This window comes from Bombiscardovia coagulans (assembly GCF_002259585.1).
GTDB classification, from domain to species: Bacteria; Actinomycetota; Actinomycetes; order Actinomycetales; family Bifidobacteriaceae; genus Bombiscardovia; species Bombiscardovia coagulans.
In genome coordinates, this window is record NZ_MWWS01000003.1 from 61056 (window position 1) to 84893 (window position 23838).

The following is a 23838-nucleotide window of genomic DNA, read 5'->3' on the forward strand; positions in this document are numbered from 1 at the left end:
CAAGGTTCACAAAAGTTGCAGTTTACATGCGTGAGCGACGAATTAATGCCCCCGGATGGTAGATAATAATCGTGCGGCCTTTACGAGAAATCCATTTTCTATTAGAGAAGTCCATCAAAGCTTTGTTAACTGTCTCACGAGAAGCACCGACCAACTGAGCCAGTTCCTCTTGCGTAAGGTCGTGGGGAACCATCAATCCTTTTTCAACAGGCTCACCAAAGCGGGTCGCTAAGTCTATCAACGTTTTAGCCAAACGAGCTGGGACATCCATAAATACTAAGTCCGAAATTCGTTCATTATTGGCACGCAAACGGCCTGCAAGGACCTGCAACATATCGATAGCTACCCTAGGATGCTCATTAAGCCAAGCAAATAGGTCATCATGCTCCAATGCAGCTACTTGTGAATTATTAACCATTACCACAGCTGAAGCAGTACGTGGACCGCCACGTGGATCAAAGACTGGTATTTCACCGAGAATCTCACCCCAACCGTGAATACTTAAGAGTTGTACCCTGTGATCTGGAGACTGTCTCACTAACTTAACTCGGCCTCTTTTCAGCAAATACATTCGCTGGTCAGTATCCCCCTGACGAAATATGGTCGATCCTTTAGGAAGGGTGTATTCCTTGAGCAAGCCTAACAGTTGTTCTGCTTGTGGTTTCGGAATCTGCTTGAAGAGGGCAGTTTGCATCAATACATCATCTTCCGCAGGGCTTTCACAAGACTTACGAGCCACCACCATTTAATTCCCTTCCCAAGTCACCGTAATCGTCTTCGACTGCTGTGACCATCACTTTCTATTTATACCGGTTAATACTTGGACTGCTACCACTGTTCTTCAAACGAGACACAAGGCAATTGTCGAATTTCCCACCAGCTACATCATATGATACTAGCTGTCCATTGAGTTGAGCAAAAATATTTTGCAGCTAGCTCATTTCCTTGCACTGCCATTTGTTCATTCACCACAGACAAACGAGTTGCGGGGGCAATATCAGGCAATGTAGCCACAAGCGCCTCCGTTAGTTGTTTTCTGCTGAGGCGAGTTTGCCTCTCGAGAGGATCAATTCGAGCTTTAGCCGAACGAACAGCCTTATCTACGACTTTTTCATCAGAAGTATTAAGCACTTGAACCATCTTGTCAGCATCAATACTGTAGGAAAGCATATCATGGTGTAAAAAAGCCCCTACTCTACCAGGGTGTACTGGTAGCCGACGTTGGGCTGATCCGCCGATTTTTCCTTTTGGAGAAGCAATATCATTCATACCAGTCCAACCAGCTGTGATTCCTAAGTGCTCCAGACCCTTGAGTAGCCACACATCACACAAATAATATGTCAAAGTTCGATTCAGACCACTAGCAAACGATATTGGAAGATACAACGAATAAGTAATCACCCGGTCTGGTTCAGCGAACATGGCCCCACCGCCACTCATTCTCCGAACAACAGTAAAACCAAGTTCGTGCGCCCTTGCCACATGCACTTCATTATGTAAAGACTGAAAACGGCCGATAACTACCGCAGGGCTCGCCCACTGCCAAATACGCAAGCTAGGCGGTTGCTCACCCCGGTCGACAGCCTGGAGCATAGCCAAATCTAGACCTATCTGCTCTGCTGGTTCACGTTCCACATCCATGATGACGTTGAGTGGTAACTGCCCCCAGCGGTCAAAAAAGTCACTTGTCTGTGCATTCGTGAAATCATCTAGAGTCAGTATACGATCCAGTAAATCTGTTCGTGTATGTAAATGACCATCTATCGTATTCGTTGGATAGCCAGGAACCTGAGTTAGTGCCCGAATCAATGCAAGCGTTATCGTATTCGCATTAATACCGATCAGATAGCTATCTTTATATCGATTAATTACAGCTTCTAACCGCCCATTAATGTCACCCTCTGCTAGGGGAAGGACAATATTCTCAATTTCGCGTTCCAGCGCTTTTAGAATATTGAGTTGATCGCGAGCTGCATCGATAAAAAAATCACCGTCTATCTGACAGTGCTCAACATGAGAAGCACCCCTGGTAAGAAATACCTGTGGGTTCAATTGAACACTTACAGCAACCAGCTTACCGCCCGGGAGTTTGCATTCACCACGATAAGTGGTCAGTGCTTGACTAATCACAGTACAGCCTTCATAGGGCAGTTACTCAGTGAGCTCAAGACCATACGCATCTTTATGGTGTGACGATCCGGGGCGTGAACACAGGATAAGGATACCCTCAAGAATTCCCCAGGCCCAAGAGACAACCGGTCCTATAAAGAAGAAGAAGGCGCCGATGCAAGTAATCATCAGCTGAGCCATCCCCCTACCAGTGTTACCGAGGTAAAAGTTTTGCACACCGAATGCTCCGAGGAAAATACCTAGCATACCAGCAACCAGTTTACTGTGTGCCTTTCTGGTTTGGACCACAGGACCGGAAGCAGAACCAGAAGTAGGCTGAGTTCCCATCTGCTCAGGTGAAAGCTGAGGATACGCGGCGTATTGATTACCTTCCAGTGAAGGCATATATTGCAACGGATGCGACGATCTTACAGTACTATCTTGTGTCGTTTGGCTTGGTGTAGAGGTAGCCACACGTGGTTCGCCCGAAACCACCGATTGTGCCTGCTGCTGAGACTGAGGCTGCCATGCAGGCTGTGACCCAAAAGCAGCTGCTTGATCAGGTGCAACAGCAAGAGAACCGTTGTTGACTGCTGGCGACGGGTCAGCCTGAAACTGTCCATGGTACATCTGTACTGACGGATCCACCGGATTGGTGGCAGGACCTGCTGGACCTACCGCGGGCTCTATAGGCTGAGTAAACTGTCCAGCTCCAGGAGAATAACTGCGCTCTGGTACCCAGCCTTGAGTTTGATAAGTACTGAACTGACCAGCCTGAAGGTTGTCAGGCTGTGAATTCATTGGTTGGTAATCCATAACAGCCGGATAAGTCGGCTCAAGATTGGTAACTGGCATTTGATTCGACTGATCTGTCTGATAAGCCCCTGAACCTGCTACATATGTTGATGCTCCAGCAGAACCCGAATGCACCGTCGGTTGCGACGATGCAGAAGGCATAGATGATGGTGCATTCACAGCTACCACCGGATCGACGTGAGCTACCTGAGATACCGGAAACACGGGTTGATTCACCTCAGGCACTTGCCAGTTAGGCAGCGGTGATGATGGCTGCCATGATTCTTCCAGTCTATTTGCGACAGGCTGTTCGGGTACTGCTGCACTACTATCTGTGTGAAGGTAAGCCTGGTAAGGCGATGATACTTCTGGAACAACCGGATACTCTGCTGGTACTGCCTGCCAAGACTGAACGTCTGGTGGCACATTGCCATACGACTGATCACCTTCCGGCGTATTCTCAGGTTGATACTCACTCATAATATTCCCTTCACCACTTCGCTGCCAGCATTCAAACATGCCGACAAGCTCAGACTGCCAGAAAGTCCTGTTAACTCCTCAACATATCTTATTCAGTATAGCTTGAATCCTGTAAACCAGTTTTCGGGCAGTTTTACAAGAGGTCTGGATCATCAGGAGTAAGTATGGATAAGCAAAAAGCATTTTCAAGAGCTAATTCTTCCCACTGTTTATACCGTCCTGATGTTCCCCCATGCCCACCATCTATTTCAATCTTAATTATTGCATCTGCTCCCACAGCTTCTTCCTGCAAGCGCGCTGTCCACTTCAGCGGTTCCACATATAAAACACGAGTATCGTTAAGGGAGGTTGTAACCAATACCTTCGGGAAATGAGTACTACCGAATTTTCTCGAACGTTCTTCCTTGTCTGGCACATTTTCGTATGGTGTATATTCTTTCATATATCGGTAAACCGTTGGATTGTGTAAGGGATCGCCCCATTCGTCCCATTCAGTTACCGTCAAAGGTAAGGCTGGGTCCAGCATAGTATTGAGAGCATCCACAAATGGAACATCAGCCTCGATTCCCGCGTACAACTGGGGAGCCATATTCGCCACGGCACCTATCAGTAGTCCACCAGCTGAGCCACCGTTCGCCACAGTCCTGTGGGGATCTATCCATCCGGAATGTTCCAGTGCTGCTGTGACATCGATGAAATCTTCAAACGTATGCTTCTTATGAAGTCGACGACCCTGCTCATACCAAGCACGACCCATCTCTCCGCCGCCACGCACGTGCACGCACGCATACACTACTCCTCGATCGAGTAAACTCAATCTTCCCGTAGAAAAACCAGAATCAGAAGCGATCTCGTAGGCTCCATAGCCGGTAATAAAGCAAGGTGCCCCCGTGGGACGGACCAGTTTGCCAGTATTCTCTCCCTCAGATTGCCAAGCCCCAGAATGCATACTACGGGGAGCACTCAGTACTTGCGAGCATAGTCCCTCGGTAGGTTCGGCCCCTAAGCCAGACAAGGTTCCCCTACGCCATACCAAGGAAACCGGAACTAAAGCACCATCTCGTACTTTTACCCACATCCTGCGCTCACAGTATTGATCAGGATCAAAATCACCTAAAACTTGTGCTCGTTTTAACAGTAGGTCCTCACCAGTTGCCACGTTGAGTTCATGGAGTTGCGCTGGGCAAGTATACGAGCCAAAAGAGTACCGTACAGTCGGCGCATCATAAGAAGGGTTATCAGCAGCAGCGATGGAATACATTTTGTTTTTGTCACCTCCCGCTGGCTCAATTTCGCGGAAACTCCATGGCTGACCTGCCTCAAGATCTTGTGCTGCCTGTTGTGCAGAAACCACGCACAGATGAAGCAGGCTATCAGCCCTATAACTCATAAGCACGAAGTGTTGATAGATCCCCATGCCTTCAATACTTAATCCGCGAGATCCCTGCAAAATAGCAGGATTCCCCTGCCAGTAATAGGGCTCATCAACACCTGCCTCCCTGCCTGTCGTAACCTGCTCACAGCCATAGGGAGAACCTTGAGCTACCACAACACCTTCATCGCAGCTGAAGGGGGGCCGATGGATTCGCATGTCTATGAGACGAATACTAAAATTGGGATTTTCAAGGTTATGGTAAACCACCGCAACAGGAAAACTTGACTCAGTCCCATCGGGACTTTTGCAAGGCAAAGAAGCAAATGAAACATCGTATTCCACACCCTCTTGCCGTTCGATAAAAGTTTGAAAAACCCCTTGAGGATTAGACAGGGAAAGTGTGAGTATTTCACTAGTGGTCTTCGAACTGGTACCGATTACGACCATGCTTTCATCGAAACTCAGACCGACACCTACCCAAAAGCGTTCATCGTCCTCCTCGAACACACACACATCTTCACTTACATCGCAACCAACTTGATGTCGCCACACCGAGCATGGGCGCCAGGCCTGGTCCACCTTAACGTAAAAAATCCACTGTCCATCTGGAGTCAACACGGGACCAGAAGAGACCTGGTCAATGTGGTCAGGCAAATCAAGGCCCGTTTCCAAGTCTCTCAAGCGTATGTCGTACCTCTCATCACCACGTGTATCTACGCAGTAGAGGAGCCAACGACCGTCGGTACTCACATCTAAACCACCTAGACGGTAAAAATCATGCCCCTGAGCTTCGCGGTTACTATCAAAGAAAACTTCCTCGCCTGGCTCACTTCCTGGCTCAGCAAGTGCATCTATGGTAGGTGGAGTCCAGTCGTCTACATCCTTAACCGGAATACGGCACTGTCTTGCATACTGGTCACCTTCTCGGGTACGCGTGAAGTACCAGTATCCATGCATGCGCGTAGGCACAGACATATCAGTCTCAAGTACACGAGATTTGAATTCCTCAAAAAGCGTATGCTGTAGCTTCATAACAGGTGCTAAACGCTGTTGGCAATATTCATTTTGAGCTGCAATGTAGGATGTGGTCTCTGGACTATCCTTATCCCTCATCCATTCATAAGGGTCAGTAAAGCGGTCACCGTGTATTTCCCGTACCACTGGAATCTGCTGAGCTACTGGCACATCGGAGAGTCTAGTTGGATTGGTCATATTCTGGCGGCAAAGAGAAGTCATGAAGTGATTATATGTAAGTTCTCTAACAAACATGGCGTAAGTACGGAAGCATGGTCTTCATCAGATTAGCTCCCGTCGTGCCATAGAAGATCGGAACATCAATGTCAGGCGCTGGACGACTGTTGGACCATCCCAATGAGGATAAGCTTGTTTCACTCGGACCCAACTGACGGATGCCGATTGCTAAGACTCGGCCAGGATAGCGTCTTACAACATCAGTATACGTTGTAATATCTCGCTGCCCATCATCTCCAAAGAGAATAAACCGCATATTAGGAAAGTCAGCCATGAGCTGTCGTATAAACTCGTGTTTATGCTGCACGCTCGTGGGGACAAAGGTCTTGGGTCTTGGGTCCAAATCCCGAAGGAGTAACGGACCACTAGGGAATCCATGGTCTTGGATAAACAGACGAATAGTACGTTCCACATTCCATGGTGATGCAGACAAGTAGAAAAAGGGCATCTGTGGGTCTAAATCATGGATACGCGTATATAAAACGCTCATGCCCGGTACCGATACACGCTTCGTTGGATTCGATAACAACAGGTTGTATGATGCCTTGAACTTACTGGTAGCTTGTGTGACTAAAATAGTGTCGTCCACATCAGAAATAACGCCAATACGCGCCGAAGTAGGAATCGTATAAATGGGAGCTGAAACAAGTGAGCGACCTGGCACATGATACGTTAGCTCATGGAGCCCTACGGATAAGTTATGCTCTGCTACCAAATCCAAATACCCTGACCGGTCAGAGCGAATACTGTTGCTGCTCTGGTTACGCCTTGAGTCAGGAGCGTCATAATACTCGAAGTCGCCAAGTTGCGCAGATTGGATAGGAACAGAATCTATAGCCAACGAGACTCGAGTATGAGGAGCCGGAACTGTTAGTGCTGTCCATATCCCCCGACTTGCTGAACTAGTCTGAGGACCAGGTGGAGAAAGAACTGTACGGCAGATAAGCCGAGAATAGTGCTCAGTTCCATAACTCACATAAGGCTCAACTCGGGGGTACCAGCCTAACCGACGGCTCATATTCGTTGACAACTGGACCCAGAAGTCGAACGTACTTGTCACGCTTTTGCGTACTAATTGGATAGGGATGGACTGTCTGTCAAAGCGTTCATTTGGTGCAGCAGTATCGAAGCTAGACGCAACATGACGAGCACGAATGGCGGAATGCCGTTTACGACCTTTGCTCTCAGTACTAGTCATGGATATACCTTCCTAGCCGTACTGTGTTGAACTGCCCCGCACGTTATTGGGCGTCAATAATTCTAATGTAGGAATCAGCATCCAAAAGTTCAGGCTGATCATCGTCAAGTTCCAACTTGAGAATCCAGCCTTCACCGTATGGATCTGAGTTAATCACAGAAGGATCATCTGCTGCGGAACGATTAACATAACTAATAGTACCTGCAAGAGGACAAATCAACGGTTCCACCGCTTTAGAAGACTCTAGTTCTACTACTTCGTCTCCTGCATCAACATGTGTCCCAGTTTCCGGTAGGTCAAGGAAAACCAAATCTCCAAGCTGTTCTACTGCGTACTCAGTCACCCCTAAAACAGCAGGTGTTTCAGCAGTATTTACCCAGACATGATCCTGTGAATATGATAACTGCTCAGGAACATCCAGATGCTCTGAATTCTTCTGCGATTGTGTAACCATTTCTCCAGCTTATCTCTAGGCCTCTAATAGGCAGACACATAAATTGGGCGGTATTTGCTAACTTGGTTTAACGCACCGGCTGAGTTGGCTGATCTCCAATAACCTTGACCATTGTACCGATTGGGCAATTGTCATAGATCCATTTGGCATCTTGTTCATACATATTGATACAGCCGTGAGAACCACGGTTTGCTGCGTCACCATGAGCTATAGCATCATAATTCCACAGCGCAGTGTGGAATCCTTCTGAACCATTGTAATAGGAAACCCAAGGTACATTTGGAGACACATAACCTGGACCTCGCATGGTTTGAACAGCGTAACGGACGTTAATGAAGAAGGTCCCCAAGTCTGATTCATCACCATTGCGGGGCAGACCTGAACAGATAGGGAAGGATTTAACCTGCGTTGTTCCAGCATATGCGGTAGCAGTTTGTGTTGTGAGATTGACTTCCACCCACATGTCACCATTGGGAACGTCGTAATTGACAGTACGACTCTCTACTTTGTGGGGTTCAACATCTGCGACAGCCTTTATCGGCGTTATCTGACCAGACTTCAGCTGATCTAAGATCTGAGTGGCTGTTGTTCCTGTATCTTTGATTTTGACACCATCAACACCCTTATTGGTGACAGTCAACACCTCACCTTGAGGATTTTTAATATTTTTTTCAACAACCATGTCCTGATTGAGATTGGCGCTCAGTTCTTTGGCTGCATAAGAGGTAACTGCTTCAGTATCGTAAGAAAGGGTAATTGTACCTTTTTGAGGATCAGAAACTGGTTTAATCCATTGAGCTACTTGCTCAACAGGAATGGTCAGAGTACCGCCTTTGCCGTTCTCAATTACCATGGGTGTAGTGAGTCGCTTATTGGCATCGTCAGCAGCCTGAATGGCCGTATCTTTTGTGATTGGCATGCTTGTATCATGATAGCTAATCTTCACGGGTATAGTTTGTCCTGGACTCTGAGATATCTTCTCCACTGCGCTGGTCACACTATCCATGCGAGGAGCACTTCCATCCTTACCTTCATGAGCTAGAAAACGATGAGAGTCCTTATCATAAACTATCGAAGATGGAAGGGATCGCTTGTCTTGGTGGACAAAGGTCTCAGTCAAATAATTATTCATAGCACCTTTGTTTACAGACACCACCATCGGTACTGATTCATGCTCAAAAGGGTTGAGTTTTGCAAACTGATTGTGGTTTTTGGCTGACAGAATATTCTGTACAGTTGCTCCTGCATCCACTTGTACACCCAGCTCCTTGAGCTTGGCTGTAGACCGTCCACCATTACCATCACTGATAGTGAGACCGGAAGAGGCAGACTTAGAAGAAACCAACTGCTTCAAATCATGTTCTGAAAGACCCGAAACATTCTCTCCCGCAAAGCTGACACCTGGTGCAGCCTTGTGCGCATAATATGAGCGCGCACCAAAGAACCCAAGGACCAACACTGTGATTATCAAGGCAAGTAGGCCCGAAATAATAATGAGCGAGAGATGAGACCGCTTATGTTTGGCGACTGCATGCCCCCTAGATGGCTGAAAATCAACAGCCCCATTGTCGGTTTGCTCCGGTTGTATGTTCATATAAGGTGCATAACTGCTATCTTGAGAAATAGATGCAGTTGGTGGTATAGCCGTCGGCATTTCCGTATGCATTTGTCCGACGGAATACTCAGGCATTGGCTGAATATTACCAACATGCATAGTATTGTTAGCGGCGTGTGCTGATTGAGAGTTGCCGTTTTGACCGTATTCACCTGATGCCCCATATGGAGGAATTCCGGCCCCACCAATCACTTCGTCGGTCATCGCTCACACCTTCCGTCAGGTCTTCTACTGTCAGACAACTATAGCCTATGGCCACGAAACTCACTCGCAACAACTGACCTCACAGCATATGCCCATACCATTGCTCAATCATGTAATGAGCAACGGAGGCTTGCGTTGGTGGCACTATAGTGCCCTGGGACAGAGCTTGACTGTATTCATCCCGGCTTACCCACAGCGCATGGTCTATCTCCTGCCCGTCAACAGTAACATCATCGGTCAGTGCCTGAGCTTTAAAAGCCACCATGAGAGATGATGGAAACGGCCAAGGCTGCGAGCCTAGGTAGCGCATGTGACCTAAGGGTATCTGTAACTCCTCCATGGCCTCCCGGCGAACAGCTCTTTCAAAACTCTCCCCTGCTTCCACAAAGCCCGCACACAAGGAGTAACGATCTGGTTCCCAAGCGGTGTTGTGTGCCAGAAGAAGACGATCCTTGCTATCTACGATTTCAGTAATCACTGCTGGTTCAATACGAGCAAAAAACTCTCGACTCGGGCCCTCTTGAGTACACACTTGCTCCCAACCATTAGCGAACGGCTGAGTTGAGGCCCCACATGATGGGCAGTATTGTTGGCTATTCTGCCAAGAACTCAAGGCTACAGCACTAGTTGCTAAGCCCACATCCCGAGAAAGACCACGGGGAGCAAAGGACTTTAAATCCAGCCACTCAAAGCGAGTCTGAGCACGGTCGATAAAGTCACCAACCTCTTTGGCAGTGCTGCTATTGGTAGACAATTTTTTCGCTAGATCGAGGTCAAGTGCAAAAAAGTGCTGTTCTGAAGCACTCCCCAAGAAGTATAGACTCGACGAGCCACCAGGGGCTGAACCCACAAAAGATGGTACGTATTCGCCAGGCAATAGGGCGAGACTTAAGGTACCTGAACCTTGTTGTGCTCGTTCTAGCGACCCATATGGTACCCCTAAGCGCTGCCCTTGGACAAGCATGACGAGAACTTTCTTCTGCCTAGACAACTGTTGAAAAAGACCACTTTGCCTTCGTAAGTGTGTACAGTAGTCGACTTGAGATTGAGCCAGCGGTAAAAAAGGCAACGTCTGAGCCAAAGAAAACGGGGAAAAATAGGTCTGCTGAGCGTCCACAGTATTTGCCTTTCTTAGGACTCTTGCACCCGTTGTACGAGTTCTACAAGTGCGCGCGCAACGGTATCAGGATGCTCTACAGCACTGAAATGACCACAGTTAGCAATTGTTGTAAACATACGTTCAGTGGCGGTGAGGCCTTGAACAAGACTTGCCATCCGTTCAGGTGGACTTGACGGATCTAACTCCCCTGAAATCACAGCTACTGGAGCTGTAACTTCAGGTAGGATTTCACTTTGGTCTGGCCTACCAGCAGCCATACGTTCACGCCAGGCAATACCTGCTGGATTCTGATCCTTGATCCAAGCAGAAAACATTGCCACAAACTCAGAGGAGCGCTTGATTGTTGAATCGTGCTCTGTTGGCTGCGCAAAACTCATAACCTCTCGAACACTATCTTCCTGTTCACACAGCTGAGCTACCCGCATTCGATTGACTTTGCTATCAGGAGTATCCGCAACAACGTTAGTATCACAAAAAGCAAGTCCTGCCACACATTCTGGATGTAGCCTCTGTATAGCAGCCGTTACGTATCCACCCATTGAAAGACCTACCCATATAGCCTTTTGGTGACCTAGAGCAGACAATATGTCAACATAACTTTCTGCAAGCAAGTCGAGCGCTTGATAGTAGGCACCATCAGCATCCCTAGCACCACTATCTTGCAGGCTCGGCACTGGACTGAGCCCAGCTCCGGGCATATCGGGAGCATACACAGAAAATGACTCTAAGCCCGCCTCTTCCGCCTGCTGAGTGAGATGTCTGGCACATGTCAGCCACATTCGATGGTCTACCGGAAAAGCATGTATAAGCACAACTGGCACAGCTGTACCTGAATACAAGACATGATTGATAATTTTCATATTGATTCCATTCTTCTCATCAGCAGCCTCCCACCAGCTTGCTTGCCCCACCACTGACTAAGGCTTCACTTACCAGACGCCTGCCCACAGGAGGGCCTGTTGCAATATCTTTTCATGCCCACCCTGCATTTGTCGGATAAAAATATCAAGTGTTTCATTGTGCGGGTCAACCCATTCCACATCCAAGGTTTCATCTTGAGATTTGCAATCACCAGCCATAGGAACGAGGTAGCACAAGGCTATAGCATGTTGACGGGCATCATAATACTCAGATGTTCCTGGCGTTGGGAAAAACTCTGCAACAGTAAACGGTACGGGGCTTGGTGGAAGCACCGGTAGGGCCAGCTCACCCAGATCTTTGGAAATGTTACGCGTCAGGGCTTCACGTATGGTTTCGTGATAACGGATGCGACCGGTAATTAACGTTCGTTCTATATTGCCATCGTCGTCAACACACAGTAACGTACCCACTTGCTTTACACAACCCGCAGTATCGATACGAGCAGGGACCACTTCTACATATGACAGTGGTAGCTTAGCCCTTGCCCAGTTGATCTCCTCGGCATTAAGCCAGCCAGGTGGATTACCCTGCCCTGAGTCCCGGATAAAGTCTTCAGGAGTGATATGAGAAAACTCGCCGCGCGGTCGATCCGCATCAAAGTCCGAATCGTCCGGTATTTCATCGTGTAGTACTGGCATACTTCATATTATCCGACTATATTTCCATTGGTTCAAGCTCAAGCTACCTTCGAGCCAACAACCAGCATGAACCACTAGGAATGAGTTCGAGCATACTATTTCCAAACACAATGGAATTTTAAAGATACCAGGGATGTTGATCTGGTAAGGTCAATGCACATTTTCAAGGAGCGACCATGACGACAGTAACCCTCAACACACATAACTTTCAAGAAACTATGGAAAACAACAAGCTAGTTTTCGTTGACTTTTGGGCTACTTGGTGCGGCCCTTGCAAGGCTTTTGGCCCGATTTATGAGAAAGCTTCTGAAACTAATACAGACATAGTTTTTGGCAAGGTAGATATCGACCAAAACCAAGAACTGGCTGCTACTTTAGACATTCAAGCGGTACCAACACTGATGATCGTTAAAGATGGACAAATTATCTTTAAACAAGCTGGAGCCCTGCGAGCTTCAGACCTGGATAGCGTCATCAGCCAGGCACGCAAGGTCACTCTAGACGAAGGCGACAAAGAAACCGCTCAAGCATGAGTCAGCTACTGTAACGAGTTACTTTGGTATATGAGGTTACAGTCAAGGAATTTTGCATGTAACCTCATTTTTACTCTTACAGCTGTTCAATTGTACAGATTCGGCACTGAGTACTACAGTTGTATAGAAGCATGCTTGCCGGTGGTACTTTCATGCCATAACAGCATTTAGCGAAAGTAGCATGCGAATGTGAACTATTTGCATGCTCACATGGAAAGCCCACCGAGGATCTGTAAACAGAGATAGAGGAGCGTAATGCCAACCCATCGTAGGAAACATACAGAAGCTTTAAGAGCATTGACCAAACGTCAGTGGCTAAGACTTGGAGCAGGTTGTGTTGCCCTGACAATGGTCGTAGGTGCAGGTTTTGCTTCACTAGGTTTCTATCAAAACCAAGATGCAACACCACATCCAGCCGCTACCGCCTATTCCGCAACGCAACCCGAACAGCAAGAAGTCTCCCGAGATTCTGTTCGTGCAGCCCTCTCTCACCGTGAGGGCGGTTCCAGTGCTGGAACTTCCTACGTGACTGTGCAGATTAATGGTGCCAATAAAATTGTTTTAGGCGAGCACTTCACTACAGTTAAATCAGTCCTTGACGCAGGCAACATTGTTTTAGAACCTGGCGATCAAGTCACTCCTTCTTTAGAGGAAAAGGTCACAGAATCGACAGTCATCAAAATAGACCGGTCTGATTCTAAAATAGTCACTGAGAATTCAACCATTCCCTTCAATACTATTGAAGAGAAAACTGACAGCTTGCCTGCCGGCACTAAAAAAGTAAAGACAGAAGGCAAGGAAGGTGTCATGGAAACAACCAGCCTTGTGACTACGGCTGGCTCAAAAAATCTATCAAGCAATGTCTTTGCATCCTTTGTTAAAGAAGCACCAGTCAACAAAGTCATACAGGTCGGTACAGGAGCAGTGGTTACTGCAACTCCTGGAAAGAATGGCCCTGCTGGCGCACCTGCACCAACAAACGCAACAACAGCTCCTGTGGGAGAATCACAGAGCATTGCTCACGGCATAGTGCTTTCTCGAGGCATGGGCGAAGGAGAATTCACCTGCCTTGTACAGCTTTGGAATAAAGAGTCAGGTTGGCGAACCAACGCCGCTAATCCTTCTGGTGCATATGGTATCCCCCAAGCATTGCCTGGCTCCAAGATGGCATCAGCCGGCGCTGACTGGCAGACCAATCCAACGACACAAATTACCTGGGGCTTGGGATACATCGCCGGCCGCTATGGTACACCTTGTGGTGCTTGGTCTCACTCGCAAGCTACTGGCTGGTATTAAATTTCTCTATACTAAAATCCCCTACTCATACAAACAATATGAGTAGGGGATTTTAGTATGCTCTTCCTTACGAGATATCTTCATACAGTCTCAGAGCAAGACTACCAGTCTCACTTATTGCTGTCTGGTACCCTGATTGCTCTGTTACTGTCTCTCAATAGATTGAGGGGGCTGGATTGTACAAAAGCCAATCCAGCCCCCTCAATTCGTATTGCTTAGAAGATAGCTTGCAGAACAAAATCAAGAATAAAGAGCAGACCAACGATCCACATGATGGGATGTACTTCTTTGGCCTTACCCTTGCAGGTCATAGTGAGGCAGTATGTAATAAAACCAGCAGCTACACCATACGAGATCGAGTAGGACAAGCCCATAAATATCGAAGAGAAGAAAGCTGGTATAGCTTCAGACAAATCAGTCCACTTGATGTCCGCAAAACTCGACATCATCATGCAGCCCACGACAACGAGTACAGGAGCCGTAGCAGCTGATGGCACCGCGGAAATAAGGGGGGCAAAGAGGGAAGACAGTGCAAAACAGATAGCTATCACCACAGAGGTCAAACCTGTGCGCCCACCGACTGCAATGCCTGAAGCTGACTCCACATACGTGGTGGTGTTGGAAGTACCAAAGAGAGCACCTATAGAAGTAGCCGTAGCATCAGCGAAGAGAGCCTTATCCATCTTTGAAGAGAAGCCCTTCCCTGTCTCCAGTGCTTTTTCATCAGCTTCTGAGAAGATACCTGAACGCCTTCCCGTTCCAACAAACGTACCGATAGTGTCAAAGGTATCCGACAGTGAAAAAGCAAAAATAGTTACTAACACAATCGGCAACTTAGCTGGGTCAGAAAAGAGTGCGGGGAAACCTTTCGGACTGAAGATCGCTAAGAACGTCTCAGGCAATTGGGAGAATGCCTCACCCAAATTAACTGATTGAGCCATGCTCGTAACACCCATCGGTATGCCTAAAAGGCTAACTGCAATAATGGCAATAACAAATGCACCTCGGTTAAGGAAGGACCAAGCCCCCTTACCCTTACAAACCAAGAGGATAATAGTAATAGCCAAACCAACTAGGAAGAGAATGGTTGAGGGCGTATTAAAGGTAGTCAAGCTAGGATTTGCACCAGCAGCCGATGACTTATCAGGACTAAAGGTCACAATACCTACATTGAGTAACCCGACGTAAGCTATAAAAACACCAATGCCACCACCGATAGCATGCTGGAGGACAGGTGGAATAGCCTGAATAATCATTTTACGAAGTTTGGTGGCAGTAACGATGATGTTGATAATACCGCAAATAAATACCATACTGAGCGTTTCTTGCCAGGAAAAGCCTAATCCCTTAACAACAGTGAAAGTAAAGAAGGCATTAAGACCAACACCAGGAGCCACACCATATGGCACATTCGCAACAAGCCCCATGATCAAAGTACCAATAATCGCGGCAATAATAGTTGCAATAAAAACAGCTCCCCATGGCATGCCAGCCGTGGAGAGCACTGAGGGGCTTAATGCGATAATATAAGCCATAGAGAAGAAGGTAGTTATACCTGCAAGCACCTCTGTAGAAACTGTGGTATTATGCTCTTTAAGCCTGAATAGCTCGTGCATAGTTCTCCTAATATGTTGGTTTTAGCGATCCAGCATAATGAAGAATATCACGAGCCTAGGCTCTTTTTTTACCATAACGTCACAATATGGACATCAGTCGTGCATAGTTGTTCGTTGATTTTGATGGACGTGCTACAGACGTTTTGCATAGAACAAAAACATTACGGCTGCGGTTCATGTTTGGGTATTGCCACTTACTTTTTACCTGCTCCCCTACAGCATCGATCTAGTTCTAACAATAAGAAATATCTCATGAGTATGAACGAGCCACTATAGCCCTATCTCACAAAGCGAGCGACGCACTGTTATAAAACTTACCAGCCACTTCGAAACACCCCAATGCAGGTATAAACAGGGCAAGGTTAGCCAAAGCGCCCAGAAATATAACGCTCCGTATCCTCCTCACGAGGGTTAGAGAAGATAGTAGAAGTATTATCCATTTCTACGAGATGTCCAGGCTGACCGACTGCCTTGAGATTAAAGAAAGCCGTATAGTCAGAGACACGAGCTGCTTGCTGCATGTTGTGCGTCACAATCACAATCGTGTAATCACGCTTGAGCTCGTTTATTAAATCTTCGACTGCCAGTGTGGAGATAGGATCCAGGGCTGAGCAAGGTTCGTCCATGAGGAGCACCTGTGGATGAACGGCCACAGCCCTAGCTATACACAGGCGTTGCTGTTGCCCACCAGACAAACCGATACCTGGTTTATCGAGTCGGTCCTTAACTTCATTCCATAAATTAGCTCCGCGTAAAGCCCACTCAACGAGATCATCAGCATCTGCCTTAGCGATACGACGATTGTTGAGACGGATACCTGCCAAGACATTCTCTCGGATTGACATAGTTGGGAAGGGATTAGCCCGCTGAAAGACCATTCCTACATCCCTACGAACGGCAACGGGATCCACATCATCTCCGTATAAGTCTTGTCCCTCAAGCAGCACTTGTCCTTTGACATGGGCACCAGGAGTGATCTCGTGCATTCGATCGAGGGTTCGCAAAACTGTTGACTTACCGCATCCTGAGGGGCCTATAAAAGCAGTGACCTTGTTGGCATTGATTTTCATGTTCACATCTTCGACGGCAAGAAAATCACCATAGAAAACATTCAGATGGTTGATATCTATGCGCTGACCCATTACAAGCTCACTCTCTGGCAGAGTTCTTGGCCCACAAACAGCAGGGATACCCAAGAACCATAGGTAGATATATCTAACATTATTACTTCTCCTCTACAGAAAAGACCTTAGATATCAGACGACCCAGCAAATTCAAAAACAGAACGATGACAATGAGTACGAGAGCTGCTGCCCAGGCCCGTTCCATGCGAATACTGGCTACACACCCTGGATCTGCACCCGGACCACACACTGCCAATCCTTGAGAATACTCGTTATACACATACACTGGCAGTGTTGTCATGCGCCCAGAAAACAGATTGAAATTGGTGGAAACAATAAAACCTGATGCAATCAGTAATGGTGCTGTCTCACCAATCACGCGAGCGATAGCCAAAATAACACCTGAAACAATGCCTGGCAAAGCAGTACGCAAAACGATCTTGGTGATAGTACGCTGTTTGGTGACCCCGAGCGCATATGCTGCCTCTCGCAAATCGTTAGGAACCACCCTGAGCATGTCCTCCGAGGTTTTAACCACTGTTGGGATCATCAATAACGATAAGGCTATCGAGCCAGAAAAACCGTTAACCGCTCCTGGCCCCACAATGGTAGCAAACATAGAGAACGCAAAAAGACCAGCTACGATAGAGGGGATACCACTCATAACATCTACCAAAAGCGCAATAGCTTTTGCTATCCGTCCGCCGGCAGCGTATTCGACGAGGAAAACTGCGCACATGACACCAATAGGAACTGAGATAACCATGGCACCAGCAGTTACTTCCAGGGTACCAATAATGGCGTGTAGTATCCCCCCATGGCCACCGGTGAGTGTTGGGTTGCCACCAACTACGCCAGCCATATTGTGCGTTAAGAAGTCCCAATTCAAACGTTTTAGACCTTTAGAGATACTGACCCATAACACTGAAACCAGCGGAACAAGAGCTATGAGGAAGGAAAACACAACGAGTCCGGTCATCACAACATTATGACGCTTACGGGCACGAATTGAAGACCTAGTAGGTCTAAATCGATCAAAATCGATAACGGGTTTGGAACCACTCTTGAGTTTCTGCTCGACCGCTTGTACTGGGGAAGACGTTTGCTGACTCACTTGCTGCTCCCTTTACCGGTAATACGCCGCGCAATGAAGTTGACGAGAAATGTGATCAGGAAGAGCACTAGACCTGTTGCAATAAGGCTTGCAACTCCCATAGCATTTGCCTCTGGGAACTGTGACGCAATGTTTGCCGCTATGGTCTGACTGGTAGAAGCCCGTAAAAGGTGTAAGGAGTATGAGAAACCAGGAGACAAAATCATCAGAACAGCCATGGTTTCACCTAAAGCACGCCCCAAACCCAACATAGACGCAGAAATAAGGCCGGACTTAGCAAAAGGAAGCACCGCTAGTCGGATAGTCTCCCACTTAGTGGCACCCAAGGCAAGAGCTGCTTCTTGCTGCAATCGCGGTGCTTGTGCACATATATCGCGAGCAACTGAGGTGATTATCGGCACAATCATAACCGCTAACACCAAAGCTACAGTAGCCACAGAGCGTGCAGGTGCTGCCACGGGTCCTGAAAAGAGAGGAATCCATCCTAGATAGTGCGCAACCCAAGCCCAAAAACCAGTGATAGCTGGCACTACTATGAGGGCTCCCCACAATCCGTATACGACAGAGGGAATTGCTGCCAACAAATCAATCACAGAGCTGAGTAATGTAGAAAGTTTACGTGGCGCATAATGAGTGATAAAGAGCGCGATACCTACCGAAATTGGGAAGGCTACCAGCAGAGAGAGACCAGCGATAATGACTGTACCAAACAGTAATGGTCCTACGTACGCCAAAAAGCTCGTCACACGACCACCACTCAGCGCATCGAGAGCACTGGCACGATCAGCTGGAGAGCCCGTAAATGCAGGCAATGCACGCAGGATCAGAAAAAGAGTCACGGCAGCAAGCGCTACAAAAATAACGATACCAGCAGTCCAAGCCAGGATTTTAAAAATCCGATCTGCTAAGTGCCCTGACTGTGTTGCATCGGCTTCAGTGAAGGAAGATACCTGATTGCTCTTACAGTTGTTGACAGGTTGAGAGCTCGCCATATTTTTCATGCTACCCCAATTTCTCGAACTGAGTGCGCAAACCCCTGACGAATATTGCTGCTTAAGGGCACAGATCCTGCATTGCTTGCCGACTGTTGTTGTCCAGAGTCGCTTTCCAGATACGTCAACCAAGACTTGGCAAAGTCAGCTTTTTTACCGTTAGCATCATTGCGATAGGCTTTGCAAACGACATCGTATGAGATCAAAAGAATTGGATACGTGCCTGCCTTGTTTGTGGCATAATCCACGTCCAGCACCTTACGCAATGAATTCGCGCCTTGTGGCTTAAACGTCACCTTGTGTTCCAACATAGCGGCTGCAGTTTGTTCAGTAGCCGGTACATATGAACTGCCTACTCGAACTGCCACTGTACCTAATCCGTTTGTCTGAGCCACGTCAGCATACCCAAAAGTGCCCTCTGCTTGTGTGAGAGTCATGACCAATCCTGCGGTTCCCTTGGCACCCTGACCAATATCATTAGGCCAGTTTTGACCCGGCTGATAAGGCCATGCAGGACCAGCTGAGGCTTCCATGTACTTCAGTAAACTCTTGGTTGTACCAGACTTATCCGAACGATGAATGACAGTGATAGCTAAATCGGGCAGTTCCACATCTGGATTAAGCTCTGCCAATCGCCTGTCATTCCACCGAGTAATCTGGCCTTGGAATATTTGAGCTATGGTGACTGGGTCCATGTTCAGGTGCCGGTTAGGTTTATTCAATCCCGCCTGGGGCAGATTGTAAGCTAAAGCGATTGGTGTTACATAAACCGGTAGCTCAAAAGCACTGCTTCCAGCACACACCGATTTCGACTGTTCAACCTGATCGTCGCTCAATGGTTCATCAGTTCCCGCCCAAATAACGGAACCGTTCAAAAATGCCGTAACTCCGGCGCCTGAACCAGCAGGATCATACGAAATGCGAGCCCCCGTATGGCGGTATTGAAAGCCAGCGATCCACGCCTCATTAGCAGATTGCTGAGAAGAAGCCCCAGAGCCTGCAAACTCACCAACTATGTGACCAGATTCAGTCTCTACTTGACCTTGCGAGTTATGCTGCGGTACTGGCTGGTTATCACCACAAGCTGCCAGACCGACAGAAATAGTAAGAGCTAGTACAAAGGCAGCCCCTCGGGCAAAGGCGTTTTTATGCATGCCACTTCCTCAACTCGTCATTCCAACCAGCTACATACTAGCTTAATCGTATCCACCGATGAATCGCCAGAAGACTTCGTATGGCTGGCGTACTATACTGAAATAAGGAGTTGGACATATCTTTCATGTTGTCATAAAGGGATAGAAATACAGTTACATTCTCTTTATTTCTAAGACAACAGAATGTTATTGATTGCCCCGCCACCACGATTACCAGACAATCACGCATTGTGCAGACAAGGAATTGGCTATTTGTAAGCCCATACACCCTCTCCGATGCTTGTGAACTTATACAGAAAGAGGAAGTGGTTGTGAATGCGGAAACCAGAGCTTACTGCAAGCAAGCAGACGCTCAGTAGAGAGGCATCGTTTCAGAATGGGAAGTTGACACGACCCGCACTAATCTCCCTCTCTGTACTCACTGCGATTACCTTCCTAGGTAATTTCACTCAGTTACAACTAGCGAGTGCTTTACCTACTATCGTTTCAGAATTCCACATTTCCCTAACAACCGGACAATGGCTCACTTCCATCTTCCAACTCGTCATGGGAGTTATGGTTCCACTTACCGGCTTCCTCACTAAGCGCTTCTCCACCAGAGAAATAGTCATCACTTCGATGACAATTTTTACGATCGGCTCTGTACTCAGCTGGCAGTCTTCCTCGTTCTCTCTGGTTTTGCTGGGGCGTATGTTGGAAGCGATTGGCACCGGTGCCATGTGGCCAGTTCTACAAATCACTGTTTTCTCTATTTATCCTCTAGCTAAACGCGGTATGGCTATGGGAACTGTAGGTGTAGCCATGAGTGTAGCTCCAGCTATCGGTCCCACCTTCGGAGGCTGGCAAACTGATTCACATGGCTGGAGGTCCATCTTCCTCTCCTTAGCTATTCTCGGTGCCTTCGGTCTAATCGCAGCCACCGTACTTTTACGCAACTTCGGTGAAATCAACAAAACCATAAAGACAGACTTCTTCTCTGTCGCTCTCTCAATTTTTGGCTTTGGCGGGCTTATGTTTGGTTTTACCAATATTGAAAACGTACCTGTCACTAGCCCTATGGTCTGGCTTCCCATGATTATCGGCCTAGTTGGCATTGTCTGGTTTGTGCTCCGTCAACTTCATAGGACCAATCCCCTACTCAATCTGCGAGTCCTTAAGGTTAAGAATTTTACTGTTGGCACAGTCATTGCTTCTCTATCCTTCTTTGCTTTTAGCTCTGTTACTGTGATTTTGCCACTATATATCCAGACTGATCGTGGTTTTTCAGCTACTATGTCCGGTCTCGTTATGCTGCCTGGAGCTATAGGGACTGCTATAGCCCAATTCTTCGGTGGACGTCTGCTTGACCGTATGGGAGCTCGTCCGGTCGCACTCACCGGCTGCACTATCCTCTTCATCGGCACTCTTGGAATGAGTATGATCGGTGCAACAACATGGATTGGCATGGTTTCTCTCCTCCAATTCGTGCGTCAGATTGGCATGGGATTCACTCTTATGCCTCTCACTACATGGTCCCTTAACAACCTCCCTTCTAAGGATTTGTCAGCAGGCTCAGCAGTAACTAACACGGCCAGACAGATCGCTGGCGCAATAGGTGCTCCTATTTTGGTGATTGCGATGGAAACCATTACTGAAATGCACCATCAGTCAGTTGGAGGCGGTGCCGCTACAGCAGCAGCTTCTAATATTTTCGGCGTGCAGTGGGCATTGCGAATTTCAGCTATTATCTGCTTTGCTATGCTCACCTTGGTTTACTTCGGAGTACGAGGAGAGGATGCAGGTTCTGGCCGTGCTATGTCTCGCATGGTTTTGCGCCGTATGCACCTAGTTCATGTGCCCGCAACGGCAAGTGGTTGGCAATCTTCAGACTCCACTCACGAAGCCACGGTGAAAGAAAAATTACAATAGTTAACAGATTTCAACTGTTGGCATACGTATCTTTGCTGATTGCTGAACAGCGGTAGGTACTACATATATACGTATGCTACCGCTGGACCAAGTTTCCCGTTTATCCAGCAACTCACTACTTACATTCGGTGATCATTTCTGTGGCAAAGCTTGGTTGGGACAACTGTGGAGTACACCAAGCATGGCATCCTTCTCTTGGCTGGTTACCGTCAACCCATATTTGGCTTTAACACCTATCTGCCGCGAGACATAGTCACATCGGTAATCAGTTTTGGGCGGTAGCCAATATGCTGCCGAAGCTGCCCCCTTATCCTGATTAGTCTGCCCATCGACTGCCAACAAATTATAGGGATCATTCCCTAATTGATACCGCTTGGACTGATTCCACTGACTAGCTCCAGAATTCCATGCATTCTCTAGGGCAACTACATGATCAATTTGCACTAAGGAACTCGTATTTGCCCCTCTTTGGAATCTGATAGTTTTACCAGTATAAGGGTCATGAAGAACTCCACTTTGAACCTTGCACCCACCAGATTTGGTATATCTGACGTCTTGCAGGTCTCGGGTAAGAACATCTTCTCGGACATTACAACCATTTCCATCATCATCAGTCTCTTTAAACCCGAACGAGTCCCGCTGGTAGCGCTGTTTAGGTTTGGAATGATCTACGACGCTCAACTGATTCAGAGTTCGGGCTGCGTCACCAGACGCTGTTCTCATACCAGTCATCCGCGAAATTCTAGGATTTACCCTTGGCAGAATAATACCGATAGTGATCCCTACTACTACAGCAATGACTAACAGGATAAGTAGGCGCTCAGTCAAACTGGATGACCTAAAATGGGCTGACGGTACCGGCTGCACCCGTTGGTTTGCGTTCATCATGGGCTTAGGATCACTGTGAAGTTGACGGCCGCTGGAAGATGTTCCATCAGAAGAATGAACGCGTCCATTCACTCCGGTTTGCTTTGGATCGCTCACTGGGTCACTACTCTTCATCGAACTCTAGTGGTCCAGAACTGAATGGAATAGACATCATCTAACAATCCTCCTTTTGCAAATTACTCAGTATCAGGCATAGGTGAACGTCAGTGGATCGTGACCGGCACGATTTGGGCTGTCTAAAGCATCAACCTGAGCCATCTCGTTGTCTGAAAGACTGAACGAAAAGACATCTATATTCTCCTTTTGCCTGAAGCGGTGCACTGACTTAGGAATGACGATCATTCCATGCTGAATATGCCAGCGCAAAATCACTTGTGCTGGAGTTACAGCATGCGTTTGAGCGATTCGCTCAATGAGACCATTTCCAGCTTGCAAGTCAGCTCCTCTGGCAAGTGGAGAATATGATTCAATGGCAATCCCATGCTGTCTACAAAACGCGACTGTCTCTCGCTGCTGCCAGCTAGGGTGCAGTTCTATCTGATTGACCAACGGGTACTCACCAGTTTGCTGGCACAAACGCTCCATGTGCTCAGGCAAAAAATTACACACACCTAGGCAACGAACCCTGCCTTCGGCACGCAGGCGTTGAAAAGCTTTCCAAGTTTGATCACTGCGCCAGTCAAAGGGTGTAGGCCAGTGAATCATATACATATCTATGTAGTCTGTTCGTAAAAGGGCGATCTGACGGTCGAAGGCACGCAAAGTTGGATCATACCCTTGTTCAGAATCCTTAAGTTTAGTTGTCAACCATAGCTGTTGCCGCTGCTTTCCGTCAGCGTAACCAGCTGCCATCAACCCTTGCCCTACACCTGCTTCATTATCATACCCAGCAGCAGTATCGATATGCCTATACCCCACATCCAGAGCAGACTGAACTACCGATGATGTTTGACTGTCCGGTACTCTCAAAACGCCAATACCTACTTGGGGAATCTGAGAACCATCGCCCAATGTAACTGTCGGTATCACTTCCATTTGACTGCCAGCTCCTGT

At 47.6% G+C, this 23838-nt stretch carries 20 protein-coding genes; 3 read left to right on the plus strand and 17 right to left on the minus strand.

What is annotated here, in order from left to right; all coding sequences use genetic code 11:
• Positions 1–22 precede the first annotated feature (22 nt).
• The 10 genes from BOCO_RS01145 to BOCO_RS01190 form a co-directional block, all read right to left on the minus strand.
• Complete coding sequence (locus BOCO_RS01145; protein ID WP_094722281.1) at positions 23–745, minus strand: Crp/Fnr family transcriptional regulator; 723 nt, start codon at positions 743–745, stop codon at positions 23–25.
• A gap of 140 nt (positions 746–885) precedes the next feature.
• Positions 886–2130: a lipoate--protein ligase family protein gene (locus BOCO_RS01150; RefSeq protein ID WP_094722282.1), complete on the minus strand. Its 1245-nt coding sequence runs from the start codon at positions 2128–2130 to the stop codon at positions 886–888.
• Between the two features lie 21 nt (positions 2131–2151).
• Positions 2152–3384, minus strand: a complete 1233-nt coding sequence (locus tag BOCO_RS01155) for a TM2 domain-containing protein (RefSeq protein WP_158520383.1) — start codon at positions 3382–3384, stop codon at positions 2152–2154.
• 133 nt (positions 3385–3517) lie between these two features.
• The gene (locus BOCO_RS01160) at positions 3518–5971 is read right to left on the minus strand and encodes a S9 family peptidase (RefSeq protein ID WP_094722364.1); all 2454 of its coding nucleotides are present in this window, start codon (positions 5969–5971) and stop codon (positions 3518–3520) included.
• A gap of 46 nt (positions 5972–6017) precedes the next feature.
• Positions 6018–7208 (minus strand): App1 family protein, encoded by a 1191-nt coding sequence (locus BOCO_RS01165; RefSeq protein WP_094722284.1) that lies wholly within the window; start codon positions 7206–7208, stop codon positions 6018–6020.
• A gap of 43 nt (positions 7209–7251) precedes the next feature.
• Positions 7252–7662 (minus strand): glycine cleavage system protein GcvH, encoded by a 411-nt coding sequence (gene gcvH / locus BOCO_RS01170; RefSeq protein ID WP_094722285.1) that lies wholly within the window; start codon positions 7660–7662, stop codon positions 7252–7254.
• A gap of 67 nt (positions 7663–7729) precedes the next feature.
• Positions 7730–9481 (minus strand): L,D-transpeptidase, encoded by a 1752-nt coding sequence (locus BOCO_RS01175; protein ID WP_094722286.1) that lies wholly within the window; start codon positions 9479–9481, stop codon positions 7730–7732.
• 79 nt (positions 9482–9560) lie between these two features.
• Positions 9561–10598: an NAD(+) diphosphatase gene (gene nudC / locus BOCO_RS01180; protein WP_094722287.1), complete on the minus strand. Its 1038-nt coding sequence runs from the start codon at positions 10596–10598 to the stop codon at positions 9561–9563.
• 14 nt (positions 10599–10612) lie between these two features.
• A complete protein-coding gene (locus tag BOCO_RS01185; protein WP_211278671.1) occupies positions 10613–11467 on the minus strand; it encodes an alpha/beta fold hydrolase in 855 nt (284 codons plus the stop codon).
• Positions 11468–11530: 63 nt separating this feature from the next.
• Positions 11531–12160, minus strand: coding sequence for a DUF4916 domain-containing protein (locus BOCO_RS01190; protein ID WP_094722288.1), 630 nt, complete (start codon positions 12158–12160; stop codon positions 11531–11533).
• Between the two features lie 176 nt (positions 12161–12336).
• On the opposite strand from BOCO_RS01190, the gene trxA reads away from it, so the two are divergent.
• Both trxA and BOCO_RS01200 read left to right on the plus strand, forming a co-directional pair.
• Entirely contained in the window at positions 12337–12693 is a 357-nt protein-coding gene (gene trxA, locus BOCO_RS01195) for a thioredoxin (protein WP_094722289.1), read from the plus strand.
• Positions 12694–12948: 255 nt separating this feature from the next.
• Positions 12949–13989, plus strand: a complete 1041-nt coding sequence (locus BOCO_RS01200; protein WP_094722290.1) for an aggregation-promoting factor C-terminal-like domain-containing protein — start codon at positions 12949–12951, stop codon at positions 13987–13989.
• A gap of 215 nt (positions 13990–14204) precedes the next feature.
• Here the strand turns inward: BOCO_RS01200 and BOCO_RS01205 are convergent, their stop codons facing one another.
• From BOCO_RS01205 to BOCO_RS01225, 5 genes are all read right to left on the minus strand, one after another.
• Positions 14205–15605 carry an NCS2 family permease gene (locus tag BOCO_RS01205; RefSeq protein WP_094722291.1) on the minus strand — a complete coding sequence of 467 codons (1401 nt, stop codon included), beginning with the start codon at positions 15603–15605 and terminating at the stop codon, positions 14205–14207.
• Positions 15606–15967: 362 nt separating this feature from the next.
• The gene (gene pstB, locus BOCO_RS01210) at positions 15968–16747 is read right to left on the minus strand and encodes a phosphate ABC transporter ATP-binding protein PstB (RefSeq protein ID WP_094722292.1); all 780 of its coding nucleotides are present in this window, start codon (positions 16745–16747) and stop codon (positions 15968–15970) included.
• An 82-nt stretch (positions 16748–16829) separates the two neighbouring features.
• Positions 16830–17774: a phosphate ABC transporter permease PstA gene (pstA, locus tag BOCO_RS01215; RefSeq protein ID WP_420835385.1), complete on the minus strand. Its 945-nt coding sequence runs from the start codon at positions 17772–17774 to the stop codon at positions 16830–16832.
• A 65-nt stretch (positions 17775–17839) separates the two neighbouring features.
• Positions 17840–18835, minus strand: a complete 996-nt coding sequence (pstC, locus tag BOCO_RS01220) for a phosphate ABC transporter permease subunit PstC (RefSeq protein WP_420835384.1) — start codon at positions 18833–18835, stop codon at positions 17840–17842.
• 5 nt (positions 18836–18840) lie between these two features.
• Positions 18841–19989 (minus strand): phosphate ABC transporter substrate-binding protein PstS, encoded by a 1149-nt coding sequence (locus tag BOCO_RS01225; protein WP_094722295.1) that lies wholly within the window; start codon positions 19987–19989, stop codon positions 18841–18843.
• A 315-nt stretch (positions 19990–20304) separates the two neighbouring features.
• Between BOCO_RS01225 and BOCO_RS01230 the strand changes: the two genes are divergently transcribed.
• Positions 20305–21897 (plus strand): MDR family MFS transporter, encoded by a 1593-nt coding sequence (locus BOCO_RS01230; RefSeq protein WP_094722296.1) that lies wholly within the window; start codon positions 20305–20307, stop codon positions 21895–21897.
• 132 nt (positions 21898–22029) lie between these two features.
• On the opposite strand, the gene BOCO_RS01235 is transcribed toward BOCO_RS01230, so the two are convergent.
• Positions 22030–22782, minus strand: a complete 753-nt coding sequence (locus BOCO_RS01235; RefSeq protein ID WP_094722366.1) for an HNH endonuclease family protein — start codon at positions 22780–22782, stop codon at positions 22030–22032.
• A gap of 189 nt (positions 22783–22971) precedes the next feature.
• Positions 22972–23820 (minus strand): aldo/keto reductase, encoded by an 849-nt coding sequence (locus BOCO_RS01240; RefSeq protein WP_094722297.1) that lies wholly within the window; start codon positions 23818–23820, stop codon positions 22972–22974.
• Positions 23821–23838: the final 18 nt, after the last annotated feature.

Excerpts from the sequence above, each read along its gene's own strand:
- BOCO_RS01230 (WP_094722296.1), top strand. The coding sequence starts at position 20,305 with ATGCGGAAACCAGAGCTTACTGCAAGCAAGCAGACGCTCAGTAGAGAG.
- BOCO_RS01145 (WP_094722281.1), bottom strand. The coding sequence starts at position 745 with ATGGTGGTGGCTCGTAAGTCTTGTGAAAGCCCTGCGGAAGATGATGTA.
- BOCO_RS01240 (WP_094722297.1), bottom strand. The coding sequence starts at position 23,820 with ATGGAAGTGATACCGACAGTTACATTGGGCGATGGTTCTCAGATTCCC.
- BOCO_RS01235 (WP_094722366.1), bottom strand. The coding sequence starts at position 22,782 with ATGAACGCAAACCAACGGGTGCAGCCGGTACCGTCAGCCCATTTTAGG.
- gcvH (WP_094722285.1), bottom strand. The coding sequence starts at position 7,662 with ATGGTTACACAATCGCAGAAGAATTCAGAGCATCTGGATGTTCCTGAG.
- BOCO_RS01165 (WP_094722284.1), bottom strand. The coding sequence starts at position 7,208 with ATGACTAGTACTGAGAGCAAAGGTCGTAAACGGCATTCCGCCATTCGT.
- BOCO_RS01155 (WP_158520383.1), bottom strand. The coding sequence starts at position 3,384 with ATGAGTGAGTATCAACCTGAGAATACGCCGGAAGGTGATCAGTCGTAT.
- BOCO_RS01175 (WP_094722286.1), bottom strand. The coding sequence starts at position 9,481 with ATGACCGACGAAGTGATTGGTGGGGCCGGAATTCCTCCATATGGGGCA.
- BOCO_RS01190 (WP_094722288.1), bottom strand. The coding sequence starts at position 12,160 with ATGCCAGTACTACACGATGAAATACCGGACGATTCGGACTTTGATGCG.
- pstC (WP_420835384.1), bottom strand. The coding sequence starts at position 18,835 with ATGGCGAGCTCTCAACCTGTCAACAACTGTAAGAGCAATCAGGTATCT.
- trxA (WP_094722289.1), top strand. The coding sequence starts at position 12,337 with ATGACGACAGTAACCCTCAACACACATAACTTTCAAGAAACTATGGAA.
- BOCO_RS01200 (WP_094722290.1), top strand. The coding sequence starts at position 12,949 with ATGCCAACCCATCGTAGGAAACATACAGAAGCTTTAAGAGCATTGACC.
- pstB (WP_094722292.1), bottom strand. The coding sequence starts at position 16,747 with ATGGGTCAGCGCATAGATATCAACCATCTGAATGTTTTCTATGGTGAT.
- BOCO_RS01225 (WP_094722295.1), bottom strand. The coding sequence starts at position 19,989 with ATGCATAAAAACGCCTTTGCCCGAGGGGCTGCCTTTGTACTAGCTCTT.
- BOCO_RS01205 (WP_094722291.1), bottom strand. The coding sequence starts at position 15,605 with ATGCACGAGCTATTCAGGCTTAAAGAGCATAATACCACAGTTTCTACA.
- BOCO_RS01160 (WP_094722364.1), bottom strand. The coding sequence starts at position 5,971 with ATGACCAATCCAACTAGACTCTCCGATGTGCCAGTAGCTCAGCAGATT.